Genomic DNA, 11274 nt, shown 5'->3' with positions numbered 1-11274 from the left:
GAATCCAAACCAACCATGATTGACCCCGAAGAGCCGACCACGATCAGCGAGGACCATAAAGGCACTGGCTTTTAGCACACTGTTGAGTTCTCAAGTAACGGACACACACCGCCGGGATTCTGTTTCCAGTTTCCCGTTCGGGGCTGTTTCCTCAATCTTACCGATTTGTTTTCCTTTGTCGAATTGACCGACTCGGGATAACTTCTCGGTGCCGCTCAACATTTAACCACCGAAATCGAGGACTTCGGTAATCATCTGCTGGGAGGCTCCCGGCGACCGCGCCGCCTTTCGGCGTCACGTACTCGACCGGGTCGACGCCCTACTCTACCCCGTGCCAGAGATGCCTCTGTCACGAGCTTTCGTGGGGTGTCTTCCTGGGGGCCGACTGCCTTTCGGCGGTCTCCTCCGCAGGCAACGAGGACTCTACGTGGCTGCGGTAGCAAGGTCAAATCACGCCACCGGGCCGCAAGAACCCGCAGGTCACACTTGCTTCCTACAGGGGCGAGATCCCGGGCACGGGAACGACTTCAAGATCCGCCATTCCGAACGATCAGCGGCGGCTCCTGCCGATGCCATCCGCACGAATTACGATCTCGATTGCCGCAGCAGGACGATCGGATGTCTGAGAAGGACGTTGCCGTGATCGACAAGAACGCCTCCCTCGTACGGTCCCGGGCGGCGGCGGTCGTCCTCCTGGCCGCCGTCACCGCGGCCGGCTGCCGACCGGACAGGCCCGCCGCCCAGCCGTCGACGTCCTCGGCTCCGACCACGCCGGCCGCCGCGTCGAGTCCCGCGTCCTCTTCGCCGTCCCCGACGGCCGGCACTCTCTCGCCCACACCGACGGCCGACACCGCCGCTCCCGCCGTCGGTGTCCCGGACCGTGCCGCCGTCGAGCGCGTCCTGACCCGTACCGTCGAGGCGGCGGACCCGTCCACGCACTTCGTCCGCGACCGTACGCCGGTGACCACGTCGGACCGGCACGGCGGCACCCTCACCGCGGTGGTCGGCCGGCGGTACCCGACGGCGGACGGCAAGGGCCAGCTCGTCTTCTTCTGGCACGGCACGCGGTTCCTCGGCTGGGACGCCGTCACCGAGACCGACGCCGTACGGGACCTCACCGGCGGTCCCGGCCACTTCCGGATCACCTACCTGCACTACGCGCCGCAGGACCCCGAGTGCTGCGCCTCCCTGCCGCCCGCCGCCGTCACGTACACCTGGCAGGACGACGGCCGCCTGGTCCCCTCGGGCACGCGCCCCGAGCACGGCGCCGCGATCCGCGTGAAGCTCCTGCCGTAACCGCCGGGCCCTCGGCGACGAGCGGTCACGCGGCCGCGGTGCGGCGGAGAGCGCCGAGGTCACCCCGCATGACGTCGGTGTACGGGATGGTGAAGTCCCCGTTCGGCATGGCGCTGCCGAAGCGCGCGCCGATCACCCGGGCCGGGAGGTACGGCGCGGCGCCCCCGTGCCGGTCGGGGAAGCGCCCGTGTCCCTTACGGCTGTCGTCGGCGGTGTAGGTGACCGGGACGCCCCAGGAGGCCGGTGGGTTCTCGCGTCCGAGGACGACCCAGTGGTCGGTGGGGACGTGTGCGCTCAGGTCGGGGACGCCTCCGGTGTGGCAGTCCAGCGCCGGGAGGACGAAGTGGCGCAGGCTGTGCGGCCGGTACCACATGAGCAGGGGATCGGCCGATCTCGCCTCGGTGTTGTCGAAGCAGCAAACGATGATCGCGTGCCCGGGGTAGCGGGCGGCGTAGAAGTCGAACAGCGGCGGGTTGGGCCGGATCCGGCGGTGGTCGGGCACCTCTTCCAGCGCCTGCGGGATCAGGATGGGGTCGGTGGCCAGCACCACGGTGTAGATGTCGTGGTCGAAGACCTGGACGGGCGGTGGTCCGCCGGCCGCCGCCACGCAGCCCTCCGGGATCGTCACCCGAACGAGGGCCGGCGGAGCGAGGGCGTCGACCATGTCCCGCAGGATGCGCGGGCAGTGGCCGGTGTCGACGAAGTTCGCCGGGGTCATGCCGGTGGCGGGCACGTGCAGGAGCATCGCGTTCGGTCCGCTCGCCAGGTTGACCGCGGTGTTCTGATAGCCCAGCACGTGAACCCTGCCGTGCTCGGGATGCCGGGCCTGACCGCCGTACAGGATCGTGCCGGAGAACCGCGACGCCGCCGTCGACACGCACATCCGGCACCCTCCCGAGGCTGAGATCACCTGGGACCGTACCGCCCGGCCGGGACGCGCGGGGGGGTTCCGCGCGGACGGGCCGTGCGGTCCCGCGCTCAGCCTTCCGGCGTCTGCTGGAGTTGCGCCAGCGTCAGCACGTGGCCGCCGATCCCCCAGCCGCCGTCGGCGACTTCCTCGACCAGGACCATGGTGGCGTCCTGCTCCTCGCCCTCGCGCTGCTGACCGTCGGGAACGCGGCCACCGCACTGGTGCCGGACTACGGATGGGCGCTGGCCACCCGCGTGCTCGCGGCCGCGGGCGCGGCGATGTTCACCCCCACCGCGGGCGCCACCGCCGCGGCGCTCGTGGCTCCGGCGCACCGGGCCCGCGCCCTGTCGTACGTGACGGTCGGGCTGGTCGCCTCCACCGCGCTCGGCGTGCCGATCGGGACACTGCTGGGGACGGTCATGTCGTGGCGCGGCACGATGTGGTTCGCCGCCGCGCTCGCGGCCGTCGCGGCGGTCTGCGTCGCCGTGCTCCTCCCCGCCGTTCCCGCGCCGCCCGCCGTGAGCCTGCGGCAGCGCCTGGCCCCGCTCGCCGACCGCCGCGTGACCCTCCTGCTGCTGACCACCGTGACGATGTTCCTCGGCATCTACCTGCTGCAGAACTACATCAGCGTGGTCTTCCACACCGCGACCGGCGACAGCGGCCGCACCCTGGCGCTGCTGCTGTTCGCCTCCGGCTGCGCCGGAACGGCCGGCAACCTCATCACCGGCGCCTGGGCCGACCGTTTCGGCGCACGCCGTGTGATCACCGGCGTCGCGGTGACCCTGGCCGCCGACCTGGCCCTGCTCCCGCTCATCGGAACCACCCTGGCCGGCGCCATCGCGGTCGTCATCGTCTACGGCTTCACCGCCTGGGGCGTGATGGTGCCGCAGCAGCACCAGCTCATCGCGGTGGCGCCGTCCGCCGCCGCGCTCGTCGTGTCGTTGAACGCCTCAGCGATCTATCTCGCGGTCTCCCTGGCGGGCGCCATCGGCGGCCTGTGGCTCCGGTTCGCCGACGCCGCGTCCGTGGCCTGGCTCGCCGCCGCGTTCGTCGCCGCCGGGCTGGCCGTCTCAGAACTCGCCCACCGGGCCGCCCAGCGCCGATAGCGCCCGGACGTACCTTCGAACGGGCCGATCGGCGTCAGCCGATCGGCACCTGCTCGATCACGGCGTCGTTGTCCGGCGCGATCAGCGCCCACGACTTGACCGACCCGTGGCCCTCCCACGGCAGGTGATCGGAGATCCCCTTGAGAGAGTCCCCGGCGTCGCCGTTGACGAGGGTCACCTCCTCGACCGGACCGTTCGGCATGCGCGCCGCGAAGGTGTACCACCACAGCGGCCGGTCCGGCAGCGCGTACCCGGTGAACAGCCGCTCGGCGACGACCGCGGACGGCGGCCGGTCGACCGCCGCCCGCCGCGTCGCCTCGCTCAGGCCGCCGAAGTCGCGGATCGCGATCGGCCCGTAGTGGATCCGGGCCGCTCGCCGCCCGTCGAAGCGCGTCTCGGTGTGGACGTTCGCGGCGAGCTCGTGACCGGGCATGGCGTACGCGGCGAAGACCGGGAAGACGTTGTGCAGCCAGTCGTACGCGGCGGCGACCACCGGGTCCCGGTCGTTCCCGCCGATGCCGACGGCCTGGTCCCAGGCGAACACCTCGCCCCAGGTCGGATGGTTCACGCCGATCGGCACCCGTACGACCACCCCGTTGGGCTGCAGGTCCGGGGTGTCCACCGCGATCCGCAGCCCGGACTCCGGAAGCTCGACGACGCCGCCGTTCAGCCGGCAGGCCAGGCCGTGCCCCTCCCCGAACATCCGAGCCACCAGCTTCGCCGCACCCGCCGCGTCCATCACACGCCTTCCGTCGAGACCACGAACGCTGATCCGACGAGCGGGCCGCCCGCTCGGTTTCACGCCGATGCGACCGGCCCGGTCACGCTCAGGCCGTCGCCGGCAGCCAGCGGCGTACGGCGGCGGCGATGTCGTCGAGCGAGTGGTCGAGGGACTGGTCGGACAGGACGATCGGGGTACCGTACCGAGCCAGCTTGCCGCGTGACTCGCGGATCAGCCATGGCCGAACCCGGTCGACGACGATCTCCGGTCTGGTGGGAACGATCAGCAAGACCGGGGTGGACGTCTTGCCGCGCAGGGCGGCACTGCGCCGAACCGAGGCCACCTCGTCCCAGCTCAACCGCACGCCCATCAGCGGGAGACGGATCCCGCTCTCGTCGACTGCCACCACCGGCACCCGGCACACGGTGCTGACGATGATCGGACCGCCGAAGACCACCAGCAACACGGCACCGCCTGCGGCGATCGCCACTCCCAGCAGGCCGGCGCGGGTCACCCCGAACACCACCGCCACGACGGCGGCCAGCGTGAACAGCAGGTACGGCCCGTTCGGCCGCAGGCGCACGAGCAACGGCATGGGGGACTCCACGATCGGCTGCGGGTGATCCTAGCCGCCCAGGTGAGACCGCCAACGTCCTCGAACGCACCCCCGGGCGTGGGTCCAAGCGTCGGGGCGAGGGTCCCGGTCAAGGGAAGCCACCCATGGTTGAGCGTCAGAGCTCGTTCCACCTGTAGATCGGCAGGTGTTCCTTCCGCGCGATCGGGGTCCACAGCGCGACGACCCGCCGTTTGGCGGGGCCGGCCTGGTTGTCGGCGGCGGTTGCCCGCTGCCGGTCATTGGAATCCGGCGCGTTCTGCGGGCCGCAGCTCAGCGCCGAGACCTGCTGGGCGTACGCGAGGTGGGCCTGGTCGGCGTCGAGCGAGAACCGGTACGCGTCGACGATGGCCTGCCGCAGCTCTGCGCCATGCGGCAACCGGTCGACCCGCAGGGTCCCCGCCTGAGCCGACTCCCGCCCACGGTCCCTCACGAGCCGCTCGAACGCCGGGACCGAACCGGCGACGTCATCACAGGTCGTCGTGAGCCTCCCGGCCAGCGGGTTCCCCGCCGCCAGCTGCGAGCCCAGCAAGTCCCTGACCGCCTTGGCCTGGGTGGCCTCAGGTCCTCGATGGACGATGCCGCGAACCGCCGTCGTCGCCGCGACGGCCACGATGGCGACCGCCACGGAACACAGGATGACCACGCGCCGCCTCCGACGGCCCGGCCTCGCCGTGCTGTGCGTCTCGCCGGACGCGGGCACCTCCCCGGGCGGCGCCTGCCGGGACGGGGGTGCGGTGTCAGGGCCGAGGTCACCGGGCACCGGTGCCGTGGTGTTCCCGGACGGTACGTCCGCCGCGCTCCGGTGGGAAGCGCCGGCACCGAGCGCCCTGGTCAGGGCGCTCGGTAGCGGAGCGGCCCTCGTGGGGTCGGCGAGCGCGGTGCCCGCGGCCAGCATGACCGTGGTGACCGGCTCGTCGCCGGCCGGTCTGGCGACCGCCTCGCTGCGCCGGAGAAGACGCAGCAGCACCTGCTGGGCCGATGGGCGATAGTCGGGGTCTTTGGCCAGGCAGTCGACGACGAGATCACGCAGCGGCCTCTCCAGACCGCCGAGGAAGGGCTCATGGGTCAGAATGCGGGAGGCGACGGCCTCGAGGGTGTCGTTGCCGAACGGCGGGTGCCCGCAGGCCGCGTAGGTGATGGTCGATGCCCAGGCGAAGATGTCGGTGGCGGTCGTGATGAGGCCGCCGCCCAGCTGCTCAGGCGCCATGTACGGCGGGGTGCCGACGATCCGGCCGGGCATCGTGGCGCCGGTGTTCAACGCGCGCGCGATGCCGAAATCGATCACCCGTGCCCCGTCCGGGCCGATCAGGACGTTGTGCGGTTTGAAATCGCGGTGCACGATCCCGGCGTCGTGGATGGCGACGAGCGCCGTCGCGGTCGCGATCGCCAGTCGCTCCAGGTCGGCGCCGTCCCGCGGCCCCTTCTCCGAGATCAGCCGCTGCAGGGACGGACCGTCGACGTACTCACTGACGATGTACGGACGGTCGCCGGTCACGTCGGCGTCCACCACCTGCGCCGTGCAGAAGCGAGCGACCTCCTTCGCCGCCGCGACCTCCCGTACGAAACGGGCGCGTGCCGCGTCGTCGATCGCCAGGTCCTGCCGGAGCACCTTCACCGCGAGGCGCTGCGGGGACTCCCCGGAGTCGTCGGCCCGTCTCGCCAGATAGACGACACCCTGACCGCCCGCCCCCAGACGCCCCATCAGCTCGTAGGGACCGAGGCGCCGTGGGTCGCCGGACAACAGAACTCGACTGGTCACCGCGCGATCCTCCACACCGCCGACACATCCTGCTCGATCGAGAAACCCGGTGAGCACCTCAAGCGCCCAAGATCGTTTCCCGCCGGTGAGTCTGACGCTGACTCGGTGAGGGCCGTTCGGACGCCTCCGATAACGAAATGATCTCTGGAGCTCGCCTCGAAGCGAAGCCGACCGCACCAAGAGGTTGTGGCACCGAGACGAACCCCCCTTCGAACTTCGGTGCCGGCGCGGTAGTGGTCATGCGCGGGTGCGGGTCAGGGTCGTCCAGTGTGGGTCGATATGGCCCAGCCATAGGTCCTGGTCATCGGCCAGCGGTTGTTCCAGTGGTAGCGGCAGGAATCGGCAGGCGAACGTCAGTCCCAGGTCGTCTCCGTCGCCCCGTACGGTGTGGTTCCAGGCGTCGGCCGTGGTCGGAGGCGCCTGAAGATGGAAGTAGGTGGTCCTGCGCGGCCGGCGGGTGTCGGGATGGGGTTTGTCCTCCACGGTGATCTGCTGGATCACGGAGACGGTGCGCAGTCCGGTCTCTTCGGCGACCTCGCGCAGGACGGCTTGCGGTAGTTCCTCGTCGGGATGGATGCCGCCGGCAGGAACCTGGGTGCCGGCTTGGGGCATACCGACGTGGTCGAAGACCAGGAGTTCGGGAACCCGCCGATGTCTGATCACGTAGGCGGCGACGCGGATTCTGGGTCGGGTCACCCAGGCGTCAGCTCCTCCATAAAGGCGCGGACCCCGCTAGCGTGCAGATGATTCGGTGGCTAGTTGGGCTTGATAAGTGGTGTTCTCGTCGATCAGCCGATCGAGCGCTGCGCGCGCGGTGAGAACCGTGTCGAGCACAGTCGAGAGACGCTCCCGTTCACGGCACATCACCGCCATCGAGTCCTGTGCGGCCCGCATCGTCGGCCTGGTCGTCATGCACGGGAGCATCTCGACGATCGTGCGGCTGGACAAGCCGGCCGCGAAGAACGACTGGATGAGCCTGACCCGCTGGACCTGATCTTCATCGTAATGGCGCTGATCACTCGGGGACCGGGTGCTCACGACGAGCCCTTGGTCCTCGTAGTAGCGCAATGAGCGTCGGCTGACCCCGGTCCGCTCCGACAGCTCACCGATCCTCATCGACGCCCCTCTCCTCGTGCTGACGATTCCGGCTTGCCCCTCACACCGGTGTCACTGTTTACCGTAGTTCGCGCCGGTGAGGACGTCCGCATCGAGCGGCCGCACGGCGCATCAACGATTGGGCGACACTGTGATCAAGTTCGCGTACCTGATTAATCGGATCGAAGGCATGACCCTCGACGAGTTCGTCGAGTACCACCGCGACCGTCACGCACCGCTGTTCACCTCGATCCCCGAAGCGAAGCAGTACGTCAAGAAGTACACGGTCTCGCACCCGGTGCCGGCTGAGAACTACCCGGCCCCCGCGTACGACGGGCTTACCGAGATCTGGTTCGACAGCTGGGCGGATCACGACGCGTTCTTCGCCTCCGAGAACTACCGGGTGCGGGTCAACCCTGACGAGGCGAAGTTCATCGACCAGGACTCGATCGGCGTGATGGTCACGGAGGAGACGATCGTCGTCTGACACCGGCAATGGACTGCACGGGCGGGTGGCCGTGAAAGGCCATCACGCCCGGGACAGCTGCCACTGGGCCGGATGGTCAACGATCCGCCTGTACCACTACAGCAGCGGCAAGTACCGCATCGCCGGATACAGCGGCACCTACTGGAGCAAATTCACCGGCAGGTCCGTCTCCGCCAAGTGCGCCCGCGGTAACCACTGGTACGTCGCCGGGCAGCGCTTCCACTGGTGGTCGAACGCGGCCTGGCTCCGCGGCTGCTGAACCAGGCACCACAAAGCCGCGCGTCGACAGCTGACCCGTGGCGCGCGTGGCAGGCCCGGCCGACGTCCTCGACCGGGCCCGCCCCGGGTCGCCATCGAGACCGGCGCTGACTCCTACCGGCTCCCCCACGCCCGCGCCCAGCAACTCGATGTTCCGGCCTGACCAAAGAGGAAGGCGGGCGGTCAGCGGCTGGTGCGTCCATGGTCAGCGGGTGCGGACAGAGTGCTGTTCATCGAGACAGACACCTGACGGAGGATCGATCATGAACGGCACCGGCGTCACCGCAATCCGCGGCGAGCTCCACATCGACGGCCGCCGACTGTCCTACCTGGACTTCGGTGGACCGGGCCGGCCGCTGCTGGCCCTGCACGGCCACCTCTACGAGGGCCAGACCTGGGCACAGCTGGCCGAGGCACTGGCGCCGCAGTGGCGGGTCATCGCACCCGACCAGCGCGGGCACGGCGACTCCGACCGGGCCGCCTCCTACACCCGCGACGACTACGTCGCCGACGCGATCGCCCTCCTGGACCACCTCGGGATCGAGCAGGCCGTGACGCTCGGCCACTCCGGCGGTGCCATCACCGCCTACCAGATCGCCGCCCGGCACCCCGAGCGTGTTTCGGCCATCGTCAGCGTCGAGGGCCCGGTCTGCGATCTCGACGACGGCCCCAGCGCACTGTCGTTCGTCCTGTCGATGCCCTACACCGCCCCCGACCGGCAGACGCTCCTGGCCGCCATCGGCCCGCTCGCCCCGATGCTCGGCGACAAGCTGCGCCCCACCGCCGACGGCGGCTGGCGCCTGCCGTTCCACCCGCAGGACACCATCACCTCGGAGCAGGGAACGCACGGCGACCACTGGGCCGACTGGACCTCCACCGAGTGCCCCGCCCTGTTCGTGCTGGCCCGCAACAGCCAGGTCATCACCCCCGGGGAAGGCCGGGAGATCGTCGCCCGCCGCGCCAACACCCGCCTCGCCGAACTCGACGGCGACCACTTCGCCCACACCACCGACCCGGACGGCTTCGCCGCCGCCGTCAAGGACTTCCTGGACACCCTCGGCTGACCGCACCGTGGGGATCGGCAGCACCCTGCCGATCCCCTCTCAGGCGCGAAGTTCGTCCGGTCCTTCGTACTTGAACGTGTGCAGTGGGGCGGTGCTGAGGGTCTGCTCCGCGCCGAACTGCTCGAAGGTGTCGACAGGGTGAAAGCCGAGGCGGGCGGCGAGTTTGAGCGCGCGCTCGTTGGCCGTCTGGGTCACGACCAGGACCGGCTGGTCGGGGAGTTCGTCGGCGGCGGCGCGCAACGCCACCGTCGCGGCCTCGAAGGCGAGCCCGGCGCCCCACGCGCCGCGCCGCAGAACATAGGACAGTTCCAGTTCCTCGCCGTCCTCGGTGAGGTGCCCGGGCCGATCAGCGGACCGACGGTCGAGCCCCAGGATTCCGAGGAGCCGGTGCGTCGGGTTGTCCGCGACGATGAAGCTGCCGGGCTCGGAGGTCGTGTTCGCGGTGCCGAACGCGTCGAGGAACTTCTCCATCTCGCTGCGGGCCATCGGACCACCGAGGTACGCCCGGACCTCGGGATCGGTGAAGATCTCGATGAGCCCTTCGCGGTCGGTGTCGCGCGCCTTGCGCAGCACGAGTCGGTCCGAGGTGACTTCCGTGGCGGACAGCGTGCGCAATCGGCTCATGGGCCACCATGATGGCCGAGCGTCCAGCCGAGACGCCCGGCCTCACGGCGGTTCGCGACGAGCGGCTTCCGGCTCGCCTCCTCGGTCAGGACCGGCCGGGATCGCCGGCCTCGACCACGCGGAAGCGCTCGGCGACGACGAGCGTGTCATCGTCGATGACGGGAGTGTGCCCCAGGTACTCGCTCACTCCGTCGCTCTGGAAGAACTCCTCATGCGCCGCCCGCCACTCCGTGGCGTCGGCGTACCCACGCCCTTCCGCCAGCGCGTAGTCGTCGTCGATCTCCTTGATGGGAACGACACGCACCTCGACGAGCTCGATCACGACCGCCGTCCGCCCGTCGGAGTCCAGCACGGCGAACCGCTGCCCGACCTCCGGCACCGCCTCCCCAGCGTGCTTGTAGATCTCAAGAAGCCCGGTGAGCGCCGTCTTCTGCCCGTCCAGGATCGCCGCCACCCCACTGTCCCGCAGCGGTCCGGGCAGCGCGAGCTCGAGCGTCGGAAGATCGTCGTGTTCCATCGTGCGAGCGTACGACCCGGATCAAGACCCCGGCGCCGGGTCCGTCAGGTAGACGTCGGCGAGCCATCCCGCGTCGTAACCGTCCAGCTCACTAGGCTCCCCGCGCAGCACATGCAGTTGCCAGACTCAGCGAACCTCCCACAGATTGTGGAACCGGCCATGGAGGCGGATATGACGCTCCCCCCGAACCCTCGGCACCAACGGCACATGCCCCAGAGCCGGGCCGGCCTGACCACCGCCGTAACCATCGGCGGGGAGCGATTTTCCCTGACCGCCAGCAGCCGCCAGGACGGCACGCTCGGTGAGGTGTTCATCCAGTGGGGCAAGCAAGGCCAGACCCAGGCCGGGCTTATGGACATCTACGCCGTCGCGCTCTCGGTCGGGCTTCAGCACGGCGTCCCGCTGGCAGACCTCATCCGCCAGGGCCTGGACCTGTACTTCGCACCCAACGGCCACACCGACGATCCTCAGATTCCGCTGGTCCGGTCGGCGGTGGACTGGGTGGCCCGGCGGCTGGCGATCGACTGGCTGCCGTATGAGGTCCGCGCCGCCGAAGGCATCTTCACGATCCAGGAACGTGAAACCGCCGCCGCAGACTGGCTCGCCGCCGAGATCACTTCCTCGACATTGGCGTCGCGAAGCCGAACCAACGCGGTAGAAGTGCTATGACCCCGCTAGGGGCTGTCTCGAAGTGCGGCTTGTGTCCGGGATGACGGCGTGTCGTGATCGATAAGTAGCGAGGCCTCCGGTAGGTGGTTCAGCGACCAAGCAGAACCTGTAACCGGAGGCCTCGTGGCCACCCTAGCGGTGACGAGGCGGTT

General features: G+C 69.9%; 14 protein-coding genes. 6 read left to right on the top strand and 8 right to left on the bottom strand.

What is annotated here, in order from left to right:
• The first annotated feature begins 618 nt into the window (after window positions 1-618).
• On the top strand, window positions 619-1296 hold the full coding sequence (locus tag AB0L00_RS45530) for an LppP/LprE family lipoprotein (protein ID WP_364444499.1): 678 nt from the start codon (window positions 619-621) through the stop codon (window positions 1294-1296).
• Window positions 1297-1321: 25 nt separating this feature from the next.
• Here the strand turns inward: AB0L00_RS45530 and AB0L00_RS45525 are convergent, their stop codons facing one another.
• On the bottom strand, window positions 1322-2179 hold the full coding sequence (locus tag AB0L00_RS45525) for a hypothetical protein (RefSeq protein WP_364444496.1): 858 nt from the start codon (window positions 2177-2179) through the stop codon (window positions 1322-1324).
• A gap of 137 nt (window positions 2180-2316) precedes the next feature.
• Here AB0L00_RS45525 and AB0L00_RS45520 point away from each other — a divergent pair, with 137 nt between their 5' ends.
• Window positions 2317-3312 (top strand): MFS transporter, encoded by a 996-nt coding sequence (locus AB0L00_RS45520; RefSeq protein WP_364444494.1) that lies wholly within the window; start codon window positions 2317-2319, stop codon window positions 3310-3312.
• A gap of 34 nt (window positions 3313-3346) precedes the next feature.
• Here AB0L00_RS45520 and AB0L00_RS45515 read toward each other — a convergent pair whose 3' ends face one another.
• From AB0L00_RS45515 to AB0L00_RS45495, 5 genes are all read right to left on the bottom strand, one after another.
• Complete coding sequence (locus AB0L00_RS45515; protein ID WP_364444492.1) at window positions 3347-4051, bottom strand: hypothetical protein; 705 nt, start codon at window positions 4049-4051, stop codon at window positions 3347-3349.
• Between the two features lie 88 nt (window positions 4052-4139).
• Entirely contained in the window at window positions 4140-4628 is a 489-nt protein-coding gene (locus tag AB0L00_RS45510) for a hypothetical protein (protein ID WP_364444490.1), read from the bottom strand.
• A 136-nt stretch (window positions 4629-4764) separates the two neighbouring features.
• Window positions 4765-6408 (bottom strand): protein kinase, encoded by a 1644-nt coding sequence (locus AB0L00_RS45505; RefSeq protein ID WP_364444488.1) that lies wholly within the window; start codon window positions 6406-6408, stop codon window positions 4765-4767.
• Between the two features lie 237 nt (window positions 6409-6645).
• Window positions 6646-7104, bottom strand: a complete 459-nt coding sequence (locus AB0L00_RS45500; protein ID WP_364444486.1) for an NUDIX domain-containing protein — start codon at window positions 7102-7104, stop codon at window positions 6646-6648.
• Window positions 7105-7140: 36 nt separating this feature from the next.
• Complete coding sequence (locus tag AB0L00_RS45495; RefSeq protein ID WP_364444484.1) at window positions 7141-7524, bottom strand: MerR family transcriptional regulator; 384 nt, start codon at window positions 7522-7524, stop codon at window positions 7141-7143.
• Window positions 7525-7693: 169 nt separating this feature from the next.
• On the opposite strand from AB0L00_RS45495, the gene AB0L00_RS45490 reads away from it, so the two are divergent.
• The 3 genes from AB0L00_RS45490 to AB0L00_RS45480 all read left to right on the top strand — a co-directional run bounded on the left by AB0L00_RS45490 (window position 7694) and on the right by AB0L00_RS45480 (window position 9312).
• Window positions 7694-7990, top strand: a complete 297-nt coding sequence (locus tag AB0L00_RS45490; protein ID WP_364444482.1) for an EthD domain-containing protein — start codon at window positions 7694-7696, stop codon at window positions 7988-7990.
• A gap of 25 nt (window positions 7991-8015) precedes the next feature.
• On the top strand, window positions 8016-8249 hold the full coding sequence (locus AB0L00_RS45485) for a hypothetical protein (RefSeq protein ID WP_364444481.1): 234 nt from the start codon (window positions 8016-8018) through the stop codon (window positions 8247-8249).
• Window positions 8250-8511: 262 nt separating this feature from the next.
• A complete protein-coding gene (locus tag AB0L00_RS45480) occupies window positions 8512-9312 on the top strand; it encodes an alpha/beta hydrolase (RefSeq protein ID WP_364444478.1) in 801 nt (266 codons plus the stop codon).
• A gap of 39 nt (window positions 9313-9351) precedes the next feature.
• Here AB0L00_RS45480 and AB0L00_RS45475 read toward each other — a convergent pair whose 3' ends face one another.
• Together AB0L00_RS45475 and AB0L00_RS45470 are read right to left on the bottom strand one after the other, a co-directional pair.
• Window positions 9352-9936, bottom strand: coding sequence for a GNAT family N-acetyltransferase (locus AB0L00_RS45475; protein WP_364444476.1), 585 nt, complete (start codon window positions 9934-9936; stop codon window positions 9352-9354).
• Between the two features lie 85 nt (window positions 9937-10021).
• Window positions 10022-10453, bottom strand: coding sequence for an ASCH domain-containing protein (locus tag AB0L00_RS45470; protein WP_364444474.1), 432 nt, complete (start codon window positions 10451-10453; stop codon window positions 10022-10024).
• Between the two features lie 207 nt (window positions 10454-10660).
• Here AB0L00_RS45470 and AB0L00_RS45465 point away from each other — a divergent pair, with 207 nt between their 5' ends.
• Window positions 10661-11122, top strand: coding sequence for a hypothetical protein (locus AB0L00_RS45465; protein WP_364444472.1), 462 nt, complete (start codon window positions 10661-10663; stop codon window positions 11120-11122).
• Window positions 11123-11274 lie beyond the last annotated feature (152 nt).

The sequence above is a fragment of the Actinoallomurus sp. NPDC052308 genome (assembly GCF_040679195.1).
Taxonomy (GTDB): Bacteria; Actinomycetota; Actinomycetes; order Streptosporangiales; family Streptosporangiaceae; genus Actinoallomurus; species Actinoallomurus liliacearum.
The sequence above is the reverse complement of the archived record's forward strand: the minus strand, read 5'-3'. Positions and strand labels throughout refer to the sequence as shown.

Excerpts from the sequence above, each read along its gene's own strand:
- AB0L00_RS45525 (WP_364444496.1), bottom strand. The coding sequence starts at position 2,179 with ATGTGCGTGTCGACGGCGGCGTCGCGGTTCTCCGGCACGATCCTGTAC.
- AB0L00_RS45465 (WP_364444472.1), top strand. The coding sequence starts at position 10,661 with ATGCCCCAGAGCCGGGCCGGCCTGACCACCGCCGTAACCATCGGCGGG.
- AB0L00_RS45495 (WP_364444484.1), bottom strand. The coding sequence starts at position 7,524 with ATGAGGATCGGTGAGCTGTCGGAGCGGACCGGGGTCAGCCGACGCTCA.
- AB0L00_RS45490 (WP_364444482.1), top strand. The coding sequence starts at position 7,694 with ATGACCCTCGACGAGTTCGTCGAGTACCACCGCGACCGTCACGCACCG.
- AB0L00_RS45470 (WP_364444474.1), bottom strand. The coding sequence starts at position 10,453 with ATGGAACACGACGATCTTCCGACGCTCGAGCTCGCGCTGCCCGGACCG.
- AB0L00_RS45530 (WP_364444499.1), top strand. The coding sequence starts at position 619 with ATGTCTGAGAAGGACGTTGCCGTGATCGACAAGAACGCCTCCCTCGTA.
- AB0L00_RS45480 (WP_364444478.1), top strand. The coding sequence starts at position 8,512 with ATGAACGGCACCGGCGTCACCGCAATCCGCGGCGAGCTCCACATCGAC.
- AB0L00_RS45510 (WP_364444490.1), bottom strand. The coding sequence starts at position 4,628 with ATGCCGTTGCTCGTGCGCCTGCGGCCGAACGGGCCGTACCTGCTGTTC.
- AB0L00_RS45515 (WP_364444492.1), bottom strand. The coding sequence starts at position 4,051 with ATGGACGCGGCGGGTGCGGCGAAGCTGGTGGCTCGGATGTTCGGGGAG.
- AB0L00_RS45475 (WP_364444476.1), bottom strand. The coding sequence starts at position 9,936 with ATGAGCCGATTGCGCACGCTGTCCGCCACGGAAGTCACCTCGGACCGA.